We start from the raw sequence: 15554 nt of genomic DNA, 5'->3' as shown, positions 1-15554 counted from the left end.
AGGAGTTCTGGATGGCGCTTTTGCGAACAGGTTTGGCGTTTATCGCGTTGCTGTTGCTCGGCGGCTGCCTGGCCACGTTCGACGCTCCCCTGACCGGCGGTGAGAAAGCCCCGCCGGGCTTGCTCGGCCACTGGATCGCGCGCGATGCCTGGGGCGAGCACTTGAACCTGGAAATCCGCAAGGTGGGTGAGCGCCAGTACCGCGCAGTCAGCTCGGCGGGCGTGCATGAGCCGCGCGAGGAGGCTGTGTTCCGCGTGAGCCATCATGGTGAGCGCTGGTATGCCACTACCGTGTTGCCGGCCGCCTTCGGTGGGCGCCGCGCACTGGTCGGGTTCGAGCTGACCGAGCAGGGTGAGCTGGTGGTCTACAACTTGAGCGTTGATGAAATCAAGCAGGCCATCGCCAGCGGCGACCTGGCAGGCGAGCCGTTTTCCAACGACCAGGGCGATGGTGTCGCCGTCAGCAGTTCCGCCGAGCGAGTGTTCGCCTGGCTCGATGACCCGGCGCATTCCGATGCCTTCAGTGAGATCGCCCGCTACCGGCGCGACACCCGCAATTGAACGAGGAACCGCCGTTGGACGAATACCAGCAAACGGTTCGGTCGCTGTCTGACCGCATCGTCGCCGCCCAGGCGCCCATCCGCGTGCTCGATGCGGTCAAATGGGACGACAAGGTCAAGCACGCCTTCCTGGCAGCCAAGGGCAAGGCCTTGCCCGAAGTCGACCGCGCCTACTATCAGGCCCGCCCGCTTGGCTTCGACGCCACCGCAGTCAAGCAGGAATTCCAGAGCATCGAACGGGACGTGACCCGCCACCTGGGGCAGTTCAACCCGGTCGGGCAGATCATGCGCCGCATGTGCAAGGAATACCGCATGGTGGTGCGCATGCTCGAAGCGCGCGGCACCGAGGATTTCGGGCTGATTTCCCAGGAGTTGTACGGCGCGGCCTCCGACGCCTTCCATGCCGGCGACCCCACCCTGGCCGACCTGGGCATGATGCTGTCGAACTATCTCGACAACATCGACGGCCGCGGTGATCTGAAAGACGAACCCAAGACACTCGACGCCAAGGCGGCCGTGGGCATGCTGCAAAGCCGCCTCAACCGCACCTTCGGCGAGGCCGAGGACACCATTCGGGTGTTCGAGTCCGATGGCATCGTCGCCGATGCCGCCGCCGGGGCCGACTACATCAAGGTACGTGCCGATGCGATGTTCAACGAGCGTGATGTGCGGGCGCTGGAGGTCCACGAAGGCCTGGTGCACGTGGGCACCACCCTCAATGGCCTGAACCAGCCGATCTGCACCTTTCTGGCTAAAGGGCCGCCTTCCTCGACGGTCACTCAGGAAGGCCTGGCGATCCTGATGGAGGTGATTGCATTCGCCTCCTACCCCAGCCGCCTGCGCAAGCTGACCAACCGTACCCGCGCCATCCATATGGTAGAGGAGGGTGCCGACTTTCTCGAAGTGTTCGGGTTCTTCCGCGAGCAAGGCTTCGGCATGCCCGAAAGCTACGCCAATGCCAGCCGCGTGTTCCGCGGCTCGGTACCCACCGGCATGCCCTTCACCAAGGACCTTTCGTATCTCAAGGGTTTCATCATGGTCTACAACTACATCCAGCTCGCCGTGCGCAAGGGCAAGCTGGAACAGGTGCCGTTGCTGTTCTGCGGCAAGACCACGCTCGAAGACATGCGCACCCTGCGCCAACTGGTGGAAGAAGGCCTGGTAGCACCGCCCAAGTACTTGCCTGAACAATTCCGGGACATGAACGCGCTGTCGGCGTGGATGTGTTTCTCCAACTTCCTCAACCACCTGAGCCTGGACCGCATTGAAGCGGATTATTCGAACATTCTGTAGCGCGGCGCTGCTGCTGGCGCTGGTGGGGTGCAGCGGCTTGCTGTTCTACCCGGAGCGCCAGGTGCCCATCACCCCGAATGCGGCCAAGCTTGCCTGGGAGCCGGTAGCGCTCACCACGGCCGATGGGCTGCGCCTGAGCGGCTGGTGGTTGCCGGCAAAATCCGGTGTGCCAGTCAAGGGCACAGTGCTGCACCTGCATGGCAATGGCGGCAACCTGGCCTGGCACCTGGGCGGTGTGGCGTGGTTGCCGGCAGAGGGGTACCAAGTGCTGATGTTCGACTACCGCGGCTACGGCGAGTCTCAGGGAAAACCGTCGTTGCCGGCCATCTACCAGGACATTGACGCAGCCATGAACTGGCTCGATGCCCGGCCTGAAGCCCAGGGCCCGCCTCGTGTGCTGTTGGGCCAGAGCCTGGGCGGCGCCATGGCAGTGCATTACCTGGCCACCCACCCCGAGCAGCGCAAGCGGTTCACGGCGCTGGTGCTCGACGACACCCCGGCCAGTTACCGAGGCGCTGCACGCACGGCGCTCGCCAGCGCCTGGGCAACCTGGCCGTTACAGGTGCCATTGAGTTGGGTAATCCCCGACGGTGACAGCGCCGTGAACAGCGCCGCGCAGCTGGCCGACCTGCCCAAACTGGTGTTCCAGAGCCTGGACGACCCCATCGTGCCGCTGCACAACGGCATCGAGCTGTACAAGGCCTTGCCGCCGCCGCGCGCGCTACAACTGACCCGTGGCGCGCACGTGCAAACCTTCGCCGACCCGACCTGGCGCCAGGTGATGCTGGCATTCCTGCATGACCCGCAGCATTTCGACGGCATCAGGCGCCTGGGCGAGATACCCAATTACCCCTGAGGCCTGGCACCGAAGCGCTCCTCGTACACCTGCCTTGCCCAGTCGACGAACACCCGTACCCGTGCCGACAACTGCCGCCGGTCAGGGTAAAGGGCCGTCACTGCCATCGGCGGGCTTTGCCAGGCTGCCAGCACCTCCACCAGGCGGCCTGCCGCCAGGTCATCCTCGACGTGATAACGCGGCAGCTGCACCAGCCCGCAACCCTGCAGGGCGCACACCCCATAGCTCTCGGCATCGTTCACCGCCATCCAGCCCTTGGCGGGGAGCTTCTTTATCTGGCCATCGACGTACAGCTCGAACGGGTAGTCTGTCCCGTTACCCGAGAAGAACCGCACCGCCTGATGCTCGGCCAGCTCATCGGGGTGCGAGGGTGTGCCGTGCGCGCTCAGGTAGGCCGGGCTTGCGCAGATCACCTGCGGCATGCTCGCCAGTGGCCGGGCGACCATTGCCGAGTCGCGTGGTGTGCCAGCACGGATCACGCAATCGATGCCTTCGCTTATCAGATCCGCCAGCCGGTCACTGCAGCCCACCGTGAGCTCGATGCGCGGGTAGCGCTGGTGAAACTCGGCAATGCGTGGCAACAGGATGCGCGAGGCTTGCGGGCCGCTGATGTCTACCCGCAAGGGGCCGCCTGGGCTGCGGGCAACGTTGCGCAGCGAGGACTCGGCCTCGCACAGCTCATCGAGAATGAACACGCAGCGCTCGTAAAAGCTCTGGCCCTCCAGGGTAGGGCGCACATGCCGGGTGCTGCGTTCGAGCAGGCGTGTAGTGAGGCTGGCTTCGAGCTGCTTGATTGCATGGGTAGCGGTGGCGCGGGGGATGCCAAGCCCGTCGGCGGCACGCGTGAAGCTACCGGTTTCGACGATGCGGGTGAACAGCTGCAAGGCGGTCAGGCGATCCATGACTTTGTTGAGCCTCGTTGAACAGTGTTGCCCATTTTGCTGCATTTATCGGCGCGGCTGGAATAGGCCACACTGGCTCGGAACCCTCGCATTGGAGAAACTCGACATGTCAGCAGAAACAACCCCGGTAGCGCTGGTCACTGGCGGCTCTCGTGGCATCGGCCGCGCCATTTCATTGCGCCTGGCCCGCGATGGATTTGCGGTCGCCGTCAACTATGCAGGTAACGCGCAGGCGGCGCAGGAGGCTGTAGAGGCGATCCAGGCCGCCGGTGGGCGCGCGATGGCCGTGCAAGGTGACATTGCCGACCCTGCGGCGGTCGCCTCCATGTTCGAAGCCGCCCAGGCCTTCGGCACCTTGCGTGTGGTAGTCAACAGCGCAGGCGTCATGGGCATGGCGCCGATCGATAGCGCTCAGTTGCACAGCTTCGACCGGATGATCGCCACCAACCTGCGCGGCGCATTCCTGGTACTGGCCGAGGCTGCCAAGCGCTTGCAGGAGGGCGGGCGAATCATCGCGTTATCCAGCAGCGTGATCGCCAAGGCGTTCCCCGGCTATGGCCCCTACATCGCCAGCAAGGCGGGTGTGGAGGGCCTGGTCAAGGTGCTGGCCAACGAGCTGCGCGGGCGCGGGATCACCGCCAATGTGGTAGCACCCGGCCCGGTCGAGACCGAGCTGTTCCTCGAAGGCAAGAGCGCCGAAACCGTGGAGCAGATCGCTCGGATGGCACCCATGCAGCGGATCGGCCAACCGGATGAGATCGCCGGGGCGGTGGCTTTCCTTGCCGGCCCTGATGGCCAATGGGTGAACGCGCAGGTGCTGCGAGTCAATGGCGGTATGGCCTGAGGTTTCGGCTCAGCGCTGTGACGGGCGCGATTGCCAGAGCACTTCGCTCACGCCCTCACGGCGGCCGATGATGCGCGCGGTTACGAACAGCAGGTCCGAGAGCCGATTGATGTAGGCAAGGCCAAACCCTTCCAGCGGCTCCTGTGCGTTGAGCGCCTGGCAACGGCGCTCTGCTGCCCGCGCCTGGCTGCGGCACAGGTGGGCCTGGGCCACGCGCAGGCTGCCGCCGGGCAAAATGAAGTTTTCCAGTGGGCCGAGCTCATCGTTCCATCGGTCGATCGCCGCTTCCAGCTGCTCGATATCCACCGCGCCGAGCGCCTGGTAGCCCGGCATCGCCAGTTCACCGCCCAGGTCGAACAAGCGGTGCTGGCAAGGCGCAAGCAGGTCATGCACTTCGGCCAATGCTGGCTCGCCCGCCATCTGCGCCAGCAACAGCCCCATATGGCTGTTGAGGGTATCGACCTCGCCGATCGCCTCCACCCTCGGATGGTCCTTGGGTACCCGGCGGCCATCGCCCAGCCCGGTCTGGCCCTGGTCACCGGTGCGGGTGTAGATCTTCGACAAGCGATAACCCATGTGTCAGCTCCCTGAAATAGCCTCAGCGGCCTTTAGCGGCAGGCGCAAGGTGAAGCAGGTGCCTACCCCTTGCGTGGACTGCACCTCCATCTGGCCCTTGTGGTTGTTGGTGATGATGAAGTACGACACCGACAGGCCAAGGCCGGTGCCCTGGCCGATGTCCTTGGTGGTGAAGAACGGCTCGAAGGTGCGCTTGCGCACGCTTTCGGGCATGCCCACACCGTTGTCTTCCACCTGGATCTCGGCCCAGGGGCCGTTGATCCGGGTGCGCAGCACGATACGCCCGGGCTCTGCGCCTTCCGGCCGTTGGTGGATGGCCTGTGCTGCATTCTTCAGCAGGTTGAGCAGCACCTGCTCCAGCTCGTTGGCGGTGGCCGGCACCGGCCCCAGCGCGGGGTCGAACTGGCGCACGATGGCCTGGCCCTTGAAGTCGAAGCCCTCGGTCAGGTCGAAGTCGTTGCCAGCGATTTCCAGCGCCTGGTCAATCAACGCGGGCAGGTCGCAGGGTGCGAGCTGGCGGTCACTGCGGCGGCTGAACGAGAGCATGTGGGTGACGATCTTGGCTGCCCGCGCGCCGGCGCTGTGGATGCCGTCAAGCAGTTGCGGCACCTCGCGCAGGCCCAGGTAGCGGTTCACTTCGGCGAGGTCGATGCCGGCCTCGTCGGCGACTTCCTGATTCTTGGCAAGGTCGCTGGACAGCCGCCGGCGAATGTTCTGCACGTTGTGCAGGATTGCGCCCAGCGGGTTATTGATTTCGTGGGCCATGCCGGCGGCCAGGCCGCCTACCGAGAGCATCTTTTCCGACTGCACCATCATCTCTTCCAGGGACAGGCGCTGGGTGATGTCGTCGATGCGGATCACCACGCCGCGCCCGGCGCCACCGGTCAGGGGGTAGAAGGTCAGGGCGTAGTGGTGAGTGGCGTCGTCACGGGGCCAGGTGACCCGGTCGATCTTGGCCACGCGATGTTGCTCCACGCAGGCCTTGAGCTGCGGCAGGAAGGCCTTCAGCGGCTCGAAAGCCAGGAAGATCGGTTGGTTCAGCGCCTCATCCAGACGCGTGCCGGAAAGGGCGCTGGCCTCCTGATTCCACTGGGTCACGTACAGCTGCTCGTCCAGCGCGATCAGCGCCGAGGGCATCGAGTCGATGATGCTGTTGAGGTAGTTCTGGAAACCGGTGAGCTTTTTCTCGATCTTGCTGCGCACCTGCACTTCGAGTTCGAGCTTGCGGTTGCTGTTGCGGGTCTGCTCGGCCAGGCCCTGGGCGGCGTTGAAGGCGGCCTGGGAATCGTCACGTGCGCGCTTGAGCTGCTGCTCGCGTGCCTCGATGCGCGAAAGCATGGTGTTGAAGGCCTCAGCCAGGCTACCGATTTCGTCGTGGTTGCCCGGCTGAGCGCGCAGGGCGTAGTTCTCTTCGCGGGTAACGCGGCGGGAGAGCTCTTCGAGCTGGTAGATAGGCGCGGTGATCAGGCGTCGAATCTGCCGGGCGATGAGCATCCACAACAGCACGCTGAACACCAGAATGCCCAGGCTCGCCGTGAGGGTGCCCGTGTAGAACGCCACCGGCAGCTCGCTGCTGGCCACCAGCAACAGCTGGCCGCCGCTGGGCAGGTCGACCAGTTGGTTGCTGCGAAACTCGGTAGCGCGCCAGGGCTGCACGTCGTTGATGTTCGGTGGCAGGCCGAGGTGGCTGCCGTGCTGCACCATCGCCAGGCGGTCACCGGTGGTACCGTAGACCGCCGCAGCGCGCAGCGGCGCGTAGCTGTCGAGTTCACTGAGCAGCGCGCTGGCGCTGGCAGTATCGCGGCTGGCGCGCTCGGCCAGCCCAGGGTTGCCGGTGAGCCGGCCGATGGTCTGCAGGGCTTGGGGCGCCATGCTTTCCTGGGAGATCCAGTACGCGGCGCTGATGAACGTGAGGTTGGCCACCAGCAGTACCGTGATCATCAGCACCAGCAGTGCGGCGAGCAGCTTTTGCCCGACGGGGAGGTTTTCCAGGCGTTGACGCAAGGGCATGGGGGCGTCCGGTAAAAGTGAGGTGCAGGCGTGGGGAGTGTATCAAACGCCGGCGGCCAGCCGCGCAGCCAGGCGCTTGGCCAAAGCTTCGAGTGCGGGCAGGTGAAGGCTGTGCGCATGTGCCTGGTTCAGGGCGTAGCCCAGCAGGTAGTCGACTTCAGTGCGCCGGCCTGCACGAACGTCCTGAAGCATCGAGGAGTAATTGCTGGCGGTACTGGCGATGACTTGCCAGACCGTTTCGTTCAAGCCGGCCGCTGCATCGGGTTGATTGCACGCCTGCAGCAGTGTCGAAAGCTCCTGGCACAGCCCGTCGACCGCATCGCGGTGTTGCGCCAGTTCGCCGTTGGCGCAGCCAAGCAAGACGGTGAGCGGGTTGATCGCACAGTTGATCGCCAGTTTTCGCCACAGGCGCATTTCGATGGCCGCTGTCCATTCGAAGGGAATGTGGGCCTGGCGCAGGTCTGCCAGCCAGGCCGGGGGCGCTGCGGCGTCACCCAGCCAGTTCTGCCCGGCGCCGGCACGGGTGATCGCGCCTTGCGCCGAACGCCACGCACCCTCAGTGCTCGACACGGCGATACACCGCGCATGGGGCAGGGCCTGGGCCACCGCTTGCTGGCTGCCCAGCCCGTTTTGCAGCAGCAACACCACTGCCCCCGGCACCAGGCGCGGTGCCAGTGCCTGGGCGGCCGGCAAGGCGTCGTAGGCTTTGCAGGCCAGTAGCAGGTGGGCGATGGGTTCGGGTGCAGTGAGCGTTTCGGCCGGCAGCGGCCAATGCTGTTGGTGTGCGCCATCGATCAAGGTAAGGCCACCACCGCGCGTGTAGCTGGCCACGCGTGCCGAGTCGCGCAGCAGCAAGGTGACTGGCAGCTTCGCCTGCGCCAGGCGGCAGGCCCACAGCCCACCGAGGCTGCCAGCCCCAAGCACGTGCCAATGGGCCATCTCAGCCCACCGGCACCATGCGCTTGGCGGTTACCACGCCGGCAGCGTGAGAGCGGCACAGCAGTTGCGCCGCTTCGCGTTGCAGGTGGGCCGGGTCCATCGGCAGGCAGGCGGCGTCGACACCCACCAGCGCAACGCCCGCCTGCACTTCGATGGTGCCGGCCTGGGTCAGGAACCCTTTCTGGTTCAGGCCGTCGAACAAGCGCTTGAAGCTGCTGGGTGCGCATTCCTGCAGGTCTGCCGGCAGGGTGACCAGCACGAAATGGTGTTCGTCCAGGCGAACCAGCACATCCAGCGGGCGCACCATCTGTTGCAGGCGCCGGGCGACCGACTGCATCAGGTCGTCGTAGAAGCTTTGGCCGTGGCTCTGCAGCAATGTCTGGCCATTGCGCAGCCCGATCAGCAGGTAACACAGGGCGCCGCCACGGGCGTGGATCTGTCGCAGGCTGTCGACCAGCTTCTGCTTGAGGTAACGCTCGTTGCCAAGGCCCGTCACCGCATCGACCTGGTTGCGTTGCTCAAGGCTTGCGAGGTTATCGCGCAGCAGGCGGTTTTCGTGCTTGAGGCGCAGCAGCAAGGCACTGAGATGGTCGGCGGCATGCACGCGTGGCAGCAGTTGCGTCGCCACTTGATCAGGGGCAACCACGTCATCTACACCCAGCCCGGCGAGCGGGTCGAGCAGTTGTGCGCTTTCGCGCTCGTCGATGAGGATGATCCAGGTGTAGCGGTCGTGGCGCTCGTCGAGCTGGCGTATTTGCGATGCCAGCACCAGGCCCTGGCGGCCGCTGGTGACTACCACGGCAGGCGCGCGCAGCTCCAGATGGCGGCTGGCGGCCTGATGATCGCAGTGGCGTACGTCTTCGTAGCCGGCGCCGTTGAGCACGGCGGCCATGGGCGTATTGATAGCCGGGTCGTCGTTGACCAGCAGAAGGCTCAGGTGAGTGGTAGGCATGGAGCGCTCGCAATGAAAGGAAGAAAACCGCCGCAGTACTTCAATACGACGCTGTCCCTTGAGCGTTTGCCTTGAAACCGGGGCATATCGTAATGCTGGCACCCGTTATAATGAGCCGGCATTCCTATCGTCAAGCCGGGCGCGAAAAGTGCGTGCGCCCGATGGTCGGATTACCCATTCACTTTCCAAACAGGAGAACCTTCAATGCCTTCGTTCGACGTTGTATCCGAGCTGGACAAGCATGAAGTGACCAACGCGGTCGACAACGCAATCAAGGAACTGGACCGCCGCTACGACCTGCGCGGCAAGGGCAGCTTCGCCTTCAAGGAGCTGACCGTGAGCCTGACCGCCGAGGCTGAGTTCCAACTCGAGGCCATGCTGGAAATCCTCCGCATGAGCCTGGTCAAGCGCAAGATCGACGTAAAGTGCCTGGAGGTGAAGGACGCCTATGCCTCGGGCAAGGAAATGAAACAGGACGCGGTGCTGCGCGAAGGCATCGATAAAGAGCTGGCCAAGAAGATCGTCAGCCACATCAAGGACGCCAAGCTCAAGGTGCAGGCGTCTATCCAGGGCGAGCAAGTGCGCGTCACCGGCAAGAAGCGCGACGACCTGCAGGAAGCCATCGCGGCGCTGCGCGGCCACGAATTCGGCATGCCGCTGCAGTTCAACAACTTCCGCGATTGAGCTAAGGGCGGCGACAGGCGGGGAACCGCAAGCGCCGCTTGGGCGTCGGAAGCTGACTACGGCGGGGGTTGGGCCCCGTCGTGGATGTATTGGATAGGAGAGTTGAATGGACCTGAACGCCGAAGTCGACCACCTGGTTCGCACCTCGCAATCGTGGATCCCCATGATCATGCAATACAGCAGCCGCGTGCTGCTGGCCGTTCTCACCCTGGCCATCGGCTGGTGGCTGATCAACCAGTTGACCCGGCGCGTGGGTAAGTTGCTTGCCATTCGCAGCGTCGACCTTGCCCTGCAAAGCTTCATCAGCAACATCGCCAACATTGCGTTGAAGGTGATGCTGGTGATCAGCGTTGCCTCGATGATCGGCATCGAGACCACCTCGTTCGTCGCTGCACTCGGTGCCGCTGGCCTGGCCATCGGCCTGGCGTTGCAAGGCAGCCTGGCCAATTTCGCCGGTGGGGTGCTGATTCTGCTGTTCCGGCCGTTCCGCCTGGGCGACTGGATCGAGGCGCAAGGTGTGGCCGGTACGGTGGACGCGATCCAGATCTTCCATACCGTGCTGCGCACCGCTGACAACCGCACCGTCATCATGCCCAACGGCCCGCTGTCCAACGGCATCATCACCAACACCAACCGCCAGCCGACGCGCAAGATTCTGTACAACGTGGGCGTGGACTACGATGCGGACCTGAAGAAGGCCATGGACATCCTGCTGGAGTTCGGCAACGACCCCCGCGTGCTGCAAGACCCGGCCCCCGACGCTTCGGTCACCACCTTGGGCGACAGCTCCATCACCTTGCAACTGCGCCTGTGGACCAACACCTCGGACCTGGGTGGCATGACCAACCGCCTGAACCTGGAAGTGCGCGATCGCCTGCGTGAGGCTGGGATTGATATCCCCTATCCGCAGCGCGTCATCCGAGTGGTCCAGGAAAACAGCTCACCAGCTTCCAGCTGAGAGCCGCCAGCGACAACAAAAAGCAGACCTGCACCGCCGTGCAGATCTGCTTTTTCTTTGCTCGAGGCTTGAAGCTAGAAGCTAGAAGCTCATTCAGGCTTCAGCTGAACGCGCGCCTGCACCATGATCAGTATCAACGTCGGCACGCCCATCAGGGCCGTGGCCAGGAAGAAGTTGTGGTAGCCCCACTTTTCCACCATCACCCCTGAGTAGCCGCCGATCAACCGAGGCAGCAGCAGCATGATGGAGCTGAGCAGCGCGTACTGGGTGGCGGAGAACTTGAGGTTGGTCAGGCTCGACAGGTAAGCCACGAAGGCTGACGTGGCCATGCCTGAGCTGAAGTTGTCCAGGGAGATGGTGACCACCAGCATTTCAAGGTTGGGCCCCATGTCGCTGAGCATCAGAAACAGCAGGTTGGTGCCTGCCGACGCCACGCCACCGATGAACAGGATCGGCAAGATGCCGAAGCGCACGATCAGCAGCCCACCGACACCGGCACCGACCAGGGTCATCACCAGGCCGAACAGCTTGCTGACGCTGGCGATCTGGTCCTTGGTGAAGCCCATGTCGATGTAGAACACGTTGGCCATCACGCCCATCACCGTGTCGCTCATGCGGTAGGTGGCGATCAGCCCCAGCAACAGCAGTGCCTGCCAGCGGTAGCGCAGCATGAAGTCGTTCACCGGGGTGAGCACCGGGGCCAGCCCCTTGCGGCCCACCGAGGACAGGCACAGTACGGTAAGGGTGATGTAGAGAATCGCGCGCAGGAAGGCGCGGTCTTCGAGCAGCAGGTCCATCAGGCTCAGGCTGCCGTTGAAAAGGGCAGCGAAATCGGTGTTGTAGAGCTGGGTGAACATCGCCGGCACAGAGACCAGCAGGATGATCAGCACCACCACCGAGGCGATCTGGTGCATGAAGTTGTAGCGTGCCGCCGACAGCTGCGTGGGCAGTGGCACGTCGGGTTCGCGCATGAGCAAGGTGGTGAGCAGTGCCGGCAGCATCAGCAAGCCGAACAGCAGGTAAGTGCTGGCCCACGCGGAGTTCAGGTAGGCGAACCCGGTAGAGCCGAAGCCTTCTGCAAAGAACAGCGCACCTGCCGTGGCCAGCAACGCTGCAACCCGGTAGCCCGCCATGTAGCTGGCGGCCAGGGCAGCCTGGCGGCTGTCGCCGGCGATTTCCAGGCGGTAGGCGTCTACGGCGATGTCTTGGGTCGCCGAGGCGAAGGCCACCAGCACAGCGATGGCGATCAGCCAAGGCAGATGTTTTTGCGGGTCGCAGAAGCTCATGCCGACCAGGCCCAGCGCCACCATGGCCTGGGCCAGCACCAACCAGGAGCGGCGCCGGCCAAGACGGCCCAATCCTGGCAGGCGCCATTGGTCCAATAGCGGCGACCACACCCACTTGAACGCATAGGCAAGGCCGATCAGGCTGGCATAACCGATGGTTTCGCGGGCGACTCCCGCTTCGCGCAACCATACCGACAGGGTCGAGAACACGAGCATGTAGGGTAGGCCGGCGGCAAATCCCAAAAGCAGCAGTACGAGCGTCGACGGGCTGGCATAGGCGGCCAGTGCGGCTCGCCAGGTTTTACCGGGCATGGGGTACATCGGCCTCGTATTCTCGCGAAACAAAGGGCGCACTCTAACCGTAGTGATCCATCGGGCGCCAGCCATGCCGGCGGATATCCACGCGATTGTTGGTAATGGCAAGCCCCTCACCGCGCAGGCGCGCACGTTGCTCGTCGCCACTGGCGGTGCCGGCAGCCAGGGAGAGTTTCCCGCCCGCACCGAGCACGCGGTGCCAGGGCAGGGCAGAACCCTCCGGCAGTTGGCTCAATGTGCGCCCTACCCAACGCGCCGCGCGGCCCAGCCCGGCCATTTCGGCCAATTGCCCATAGCTCACCACGCAACCGGCCGGCACCTGCGCAAGTACCGTGTAAAGCGCGGTCTTGCGCGGGTCATGTAACGCGCTCGTTACGCTTTTATCGTGCAGGGGCAGGAACTCATCGGGCATTGTCGTGTCAGTCCACAGTCTGTCGTTATCCAAAGGATAATGCCCAAACCTTCATCCAGCCGAGCCGATTTGCCTATGTTGTCCAGAACCTTCTTGTGCGTCGCCGTTGCATCCGCTTGCGCGCCGGTTTTTGCCGATACCGTGTGGTTGAAAAATGGAGATCGCCTGACGGGCACCATTACGGTGTACGACGGCGGCAAGTTGATGTTGACCACCGACTACGGTGGCTCCATCCCTATCGACATGAAAAAGGTCAAGACGCTGCAGAGCGACCGGGAGTTGCTGGTCAAGCAGGGCAATGATCGCAAGGAAGAGAACACCGTTTCTCGGTCGATCCAGCCTGCCGAAGAGGGCAAGGTCGTGATCGCTGACGGTGGCGCCCCTGAAACTGTTGACCTTGCCAGCATCCAGCAGATCATGAAGCCCCGGCCATTGGTTCAGGACTTCACCTGGAAGGGCAGCGCCGATGCGGCGCTGGACTTCAAGCGTGCCCAGAACGACACCGATGATTACAACCTGGCCTTCAAGACCAGCGCTCGCCATGGCCTGTGGCGCCACACCGCCGATGGCGAATACAACCGCGAGAAAGAAAACGGCCTGACCACCACCGACAACTGGAGCGCCGAATACGCGCTGGACCGCTTCCTGACCGACAAGTGGTTCTGGCAGACGCGCTTCAACTACAAGCACGACAACGTCGAAGACCTGTCGCGCCAGCGCCAGATCGGTACCGGCCCTGGCTATCAGTTCTGGGATGACGAACTGGGCGCGTTCAGCCTCGGCACGCTGATCAATAACAACCGCTACCAGTATTCCGATGGGTCCTCCGATACCTTTTATTCGGCGTCGCTCAAGTGGGACTACAACCGTTACCTGATCGGCAAGACGTTCGAGCTGTTCAGTACCGGTGAACTGGGCAAGCCGCTTTCAGGCGCAGCTGACTACAGCCTCGATGCCGAGGTAGGCCTGCGTTACAAGGTCACCGAATGGGCTTCACTGAACGTGAAGTACGAAAAAGACCTGATCAGCGGCACCAAGGACAACAACGACCTGAGCAGCAGCCGCTACACCGCAGGTTTTGGCGTCACCTGGTAAGTTCGAGCCTTGTGGTAGGGTAGCCGGCATTCGACACCGGAGCCCCGCCCATGGCTGAAACCCCTTCCATCGCCGCCCGTGCCCTGTTGCTGAGCCAGTACCAAGGCGCTCTGGCCACTCAATCCCAGGCCATGCCGGGCTTTCCGTTCGGCTCTGTCGCGCCGTACTGCCTGGATGCCCAAGGCAGGCCGCTGTTGTTGATCAGCCGCATTGCCCAGCACACCCGTAACCTCAAGGCCGATCCGAAGTGCTCGCTGCTGCTGGCTGAGCCGGGCGCCGATGACGCCCAGGCGGCGGCTCGCCTGACGATCATGGCGCACGCACAGCAACTGGAAGGGCAAACGCAGATCGATGCTGCGGCCGAGCGCTACTATCGTTATTTCCCGGAAGCGGCCGAGTATGACCGGGCGCATGATTTCGACTTCTGGGTGTTGGTGCCGGTACGCCACCGCTATATCGGCGGTTTTGGCGCCATTCATTGGCTGGACGAGGTAACGCTGGCCAACCCCTTCGCCGGTGAGGTGGAGCGGGGCATGGTCGAACATATGAATGCCGACCATGCCAAGGCCATTGCCCACTACGTCCAATTGGCAAAACTACCGGTACACACCCAGGCAGTGATGGCCGGGGTGGATAGCGAAGGGTTCCACTTGCGTATCGGCCAGCGCCTCCATTGGTTGCCGTTCAGCAGTACCTGTAATACGCCGAAACAAGTACGCGAAGCCTTGGTAGCACTGGCCCACACCGATGCCTGGCCGCCTCGCTCGATCGGCTGACCTTGAATTTCGGCCACTCGCCTGCATCTAACGCAGGCAATCTTGCGTCGAGGACATCATTGATGCGTGCCTTTCTGTTTTTACTGATTCTTTTCCCCGTGCTGGAGCTGTTCGTATTCGTTCAGGTCAGTGCGGCGATCGGCTTCTTCCCGGCCTTGCTGCTGATCATCGCCGGCTCCGTGCTGGGCGCTGTGATCATGCGCCTGGCGGGGCTGGCTACTGCACTGAGTGCCCGCGAAAGCCTGCAGCGTGGCGAAGCGCCAGGCGCCCAGATGCTCAACGGCCTGATGTTGGCGCTCGGTGGCGGCCTGTTGCTGGTGCCAGGTTTCATCAGCGACGTGCTGGGCCTGCTGTGCCTGCTGCCGTTCACTCGCCAGTGGGCCGCGCGAGCGCTCCAGGACAAAGCGCGTGAGCAGGCCCAGCGCCAGCGTGCTTTTGCCGATGCTCAACCCGATGCCCCCAGCCTCCCCACCGGCATCGCCCTGAGGTGATCGAGGGCGAATACGAACGCCGCGACTGACCGGCCTGGTAGGCATTTCACATGAGGCTCCTGCGGGGGCCTCATGCATTTGCAGCGCAAAATATTTTCAGAGCCGCCCTTGTAATAAATACCACCGGCCTCATTTATGGGTCACCGCAAGGTTCCGGCAGTGATGCCGGACATTATTTGGTGGCTCGCCCCGGGCGTGCCGCAACCGGCCCAGGGCCGGGGAATTGAATCCGAAGGCCGGCACGCCGGCCGCTCAAAACCATAACAGGAGATCGACTAATGAAGCTTCGTCCTCTGCATGACCGCGTTGTCATTCGTCGCAGCGAAGAAGAATCCAAAACCGCTGGCGGCATCGTGCTGCCCGGTTCTGCCGCCGAGAAGCCTAACCGCGGCGAAATCGTCGCTGTCGGCCCGGGCCGTGTCCTGGATAACGGTGAAGTGCGCGCTCTGGCTGTGAAGGTCGGTGACAAGGTCGTGTTTGGCCCGTACTCGGGCAGCAACACCGTGAAGGTCGATGGTGAAGACCTGCTGGTGATGAACGAGAACGAAATCCTGGCCGTTATCGAAGGCTGATCGGCAACTCGCTGACCCTTTGTCACTTCACAGA

The 15554-nt window shown here is 63.5% G+C and carries 16 protein-coding genes and 1 pseudogene; 10 read left to right on the top strand and 7 right to left on the bottom strand.

Going from position 1 to position 15554, the window contains the following annotated elements:
- Nucleotides 1-11: 11 nt before the first annotated feature.
- From LN139_RS15640 to LN139_RS15630, 3 genes are read left to right on the top strand one after another with little or no spacing between them, the layout of a single operon-like run.
- Nucleotides 12-560 (top strand): hypothetical protein, encoded by a 549-nt coding sequence (locus LN139_RS15640; protein ID WP_236355134.1) that lies wholly within the window; start codon nt 12-14, stop codon nt 558-560.
- Between the two features lie 14 nt (nt 561-574).
- Nucleotides 575-1852 (top strand): flavohemoglobin expression-modulating QEGLA motif protein, encoded by a 1278-nt coding sequence (locus LN139_RS15635; RefSeq protein WP_236355133.1) that lies wholly within the window; start codon nt 575-577, stop codon nt 1850-1852.
- Complete coding sequence (locus LN139_RS15630) at nt 1824-2708, top strand: alpha/beta hydrolase (RefSeq protein WP_236355132.1); 885 nt, start codon at nt 1824-1826, stop codon at nt 2706-2708. Before LN139_RS15635 ends, LN139_RS15630 begins: the two co-directional genes overlap by 29 nt.
- On the opposite strand, the gene LN139_RS15625 is transcribed toward LN139_RS15630, so the two are convergent.
- Nucleotides 2699-3610 carry a LysR family transcriptional regulator gene (locus LN139_RS15625; RefSeq protein WP_236355131.1) on the bottom strand — a complete coding sequence of 304 codons (912 nt, stop codon included), beginning with the start codon at nt 3608-3610 and terminating at the stop codon, nt 2699-2701. The genes LN139_RS15630 and LN139_RS15625 overlap by 10 nt on opposite strands.
- Before the next feature lie 106 nt (nt 3611-3716).
- Between LN139_RS15625 and LN139_RS15620 the strand changes: the two genes are divergently transcribed.
- On the top strand, nt 3717-4454 hold the full coding sequence (locus LN139_RS15620) for an SDR family oxidoreductase (RefSeq protein ID WP_236355128.1): 738 nt from the start codon (nt 3717-3719) through the stop codon (nt 4452-4454).
- A gap of 9 nt (nt 4455-4463) precedes the next feature.
- On the opposite strand, the gene LN139_RS15615 is transcribed toward LN139_RS15620, so the two are convergent.
- The 4 genes from LN139_RS15615 to LN139_RS15600 are packed head-to-tail and all read right to left on the bottom strand — an operon-like array spanning nt 4464 to nt 8931.
- Nucleotides 4464-5030, bottom strand: coding sequence for a cob(I)yrinic acid a,c-diamide adenosyltransferase (locus LN139_RS15615; protein ID WP_236355127.1), 567 nt, complete (start codon nt 5028-5030; stop codon nt 4464-4466).
- Between the two features lie 3 nt (nt 5031-5033).
- Nucleotides 5034-7040, bottom strand: a complete 2007-nt coding sequence (locus LN139_RS15610; protein WP_236355123.1) for an ATP-binding protein — start codon at nt 7038-7040, stop codon at nt 5034-5036.
- Between the two features lie 42 nt (nt 7041-7082).
- Nucleotides 7083-7979, bottom strand: coding sequence for a putative 2-dehydropantoate 2-reductase (locus LN139_RS15605; protein ID WP_236355116.1), 897 nt, complete (start codon nt 7977-7979; stop codon nt 7083-7085).
- A 1-nt stretch (nt 7980) separates the two neighbouring features.
- Nucleotides 7981-8931, bottom strand: a complete 951-nt coding sequence (locus LN139_RS15600; protein WP_236355114.1) for a GGDEF domain-containing protein — start codon at nt 8929-8931, stop codon at nt 7981-7983.
- A gap of 204 nt (nt 8932-9135) precedes the next feature.
- Here LN139_RS15600 and LN139_RS15595 point away from each other — a divergent pair, with 204 nt between their 5' ends.
- Nucleotides 9136-9615, top strand: coding sequence for a YajQ family cyclic di-GMP-binding protein (locus LN139_RS15595; protein WP_236355108.1), 480 nt, complete (start codon nt 9136-9138; stop codon nt 9613-9615).
- Nucleotides 9616-9721: 106 nt separating this feature from the next.
- On the top strand, nt 9722-10573 hold the full coding sequence (locus LN139_RS15590; RefSeq protein ID WP_236355106.1) for a mechanosensitive ion channel family protein: 852 nt from the start codon (nt 9722-9724) through the stop codon (nt 10571-10573).
- Nucleotides 10574-10662: 89 nt separating this feature from the next.
- Here the strand turns inward: LN139_RS15590 and LN139_RS15585 are convergent, their stop codons facing one another.
- The gene (locus LN139_RS15585) at nt 10663-12171 is read right to left on the bottom strand and encodes an AmpG family muropeptide MFS transporter (RefSeq protein WP_236355105.1); all 1509 of its coding nucleotides are present in this window, start codon (nt 12169-12171) and stop codon (nt 10663-10665) included.
- 43 nt (nt 12172-12214) lie between these two features.
- Nucleotides 12215-12586 carry an MGMT family protein gene (locus LN139_RS15580; RefSeq protein WP_236355103.1) on the bottom strand — a complete coding sequence of 124 codons (372 nt, stop codon included), beginning with the start codon at nt 12584-12586 and terminating at the stop codon, nt 12215-12217.
- Between the two features lie 75 nt (nt 12587-12661).
- On the opposite strand from LN139_RS15580, the gene LN139_RS15575 reads away from it, so the two are divergent.
- From LN139_RS15575 to LN139_RS15560, 4 genes and pseudogenes are all read left to right on the top strand, one after another.
- Nucleotides 12662-13681, top strand: coding sequence for a DUF481 domain-containing protein (locus LN139_RS15575; protein ID WP_236355102.1), 1020 nt, complete (start codon nt 12662-12664; stop codon nt 13679-13681).
- Nucleotides 13682-13731: 50 nt separating this feature from the next.
- Nucleotides 13732-14457 (top strand): HugZ family pyridoxamine 5'-phosphate oxidase, encoded by a 726-nt coding sequence (locus LN139_RS15570; RefSeq protein WP_236355099.1) that lies wholly within the window; start codon nt 13732-13734, stop codon nt 14455-14457.
- 62 nt (nt 14458-14519) lie between these two features.
- Nucleotides 14520-14977: pseudogene (locus LN139_RS15565) on the top strand (FxsA family protein).
- Between the two features lie 249 nt (nt 14978-15226).
- Entirely contained in the window at nt 15227-15520 is a 294-nt protein-coding gene (locus LN139_RS15560) for a co-chaperone GroES (protein WP_236355097.1), read from the top strand.
- Nucleotides 15521-15554: the final 34 nt, after the last annotated feature.

It is taken from the genome of Pseudomonas sp. KNUC1026 (genome assembly GCF_021650705.1).
Taxonomy (GTDB): Bacteria; Pseudomonadota; Gammaproteobacteria; order Pseudomonadales; family Pseudomonadaceae; genus Aquipseudomonas.
Note: the sequence above shows the minus strand (reverse complement) of the source record. Positions and strands in the feature narration are given on the sequence as shown.

What these genes read in the sequence shown, in the direction of transcription:
- LN139_RS15625 (WP_236355131.1), bottom strand. Translation starts at nt 3,610, where the DNA reads ATGGATCGCCTGACCGCCTTGCAGCTGTTCACCCGCATCGTCGAAACC.
- LN139_RS15610 (WP_236355123.1), bottom strand. Translation starts at nt 7,040, where the DNA reads ATGCCCTTGCGTCAACGCCTGGAAAACCTCCCCGTCGGGCAAAAGCTG.
- LN139_RS15580 (WP_236355103.1), bottom strand. Translation starts at nt 12,586, where the DNA reads ATGCCCGATGAGTTCCTGCCCCTGCACGATAAAAGCGTAACGAGCGCG.
- LN139_RS15560 (WP_236355097.1), top strand. Translation starts at nt 15,227, where the DNA reads ATGAAGCTTCGTCCTCTGCATGACCGCGTTGTCATTCGTCGCAGCGAA.
- LN139_RS15620 (WP_236355128.1), top strand. Translation starts at nt 3,717, where the DNA reads ATGTCAGCAGAAACAACCCCGGTAGCGCTGGTCACTGGCGGCTCTCGT.
- LN139_RS15595 (WP_236355108.1), top strand. Translation starts at nt 9,136, where the DNA reads ATGCCTTCGTTCGACGTTGTATCCGAGCTGGACAAGCATGAAGTGACC.
- LN139_RS15640 (WP_236355134.1), top strand. Translation starts at nt 12, where the DNA reads ATGGCGCTTTTGCGAACAGGTTTGGCGTTTATCGCGTTGCTGTTGCTC.
- LN139_RS15575 (WP_236355102.1), top strand. Translation starts at nt 12,662, where the DNA reads ATGTTGTCCAGAACCTTCTTGTGCGTCGCCGTTGCATCCGCTTGCGCG.
- LN139_RS15585 (WP_236355105.1), bottom strand. Translation starts at nt 12,171, where the DNA reads ATGCCCGGTAAAACCTGGCGAGCCGCACTGGCCGCCTATGCCAGCCCG.
- LN139_RS15600 (WP_236355114.1), bottom strand. Translation starts at nt 8,931, where the DNA reads ATGCCTACCACTCACCTGAGCCTTCTGCTGGTCAACGACGACCCGGCT.
- LN139_RS15590 (WP_236355106.1), top strand. Translation starts at nt 9,722, where the DNA reads ATGGACCTGAACGCCGAAGTCGACCACCTGGTTCGCACCTCGCAATCG.
- LN139_RS15605 (WP_236355116.1), bottom strand. Translation starts at nt 7,979, where the DNA reads ATGGCCCATTGGCACGTGCTTGGGGCTGGCAGCCTCGGTGGGCTGTGG.
- LN139_RS15570 (WP_236355099.1), top strand. Translation starts at nt 13,732, where the DNA reads ATGGCTGAAACCCCTTCCATCGCCGCCCGTGCCCTGTTGCTGAGCCAG.
- LN139_RS15615 (WP_236355127.1), bottom strand. Translation starts at nt 5,030, where the DNA reads ATGGGTTATCGCTTGTCGAAGATCTACACCCGCACCGGTGACCAGGGC.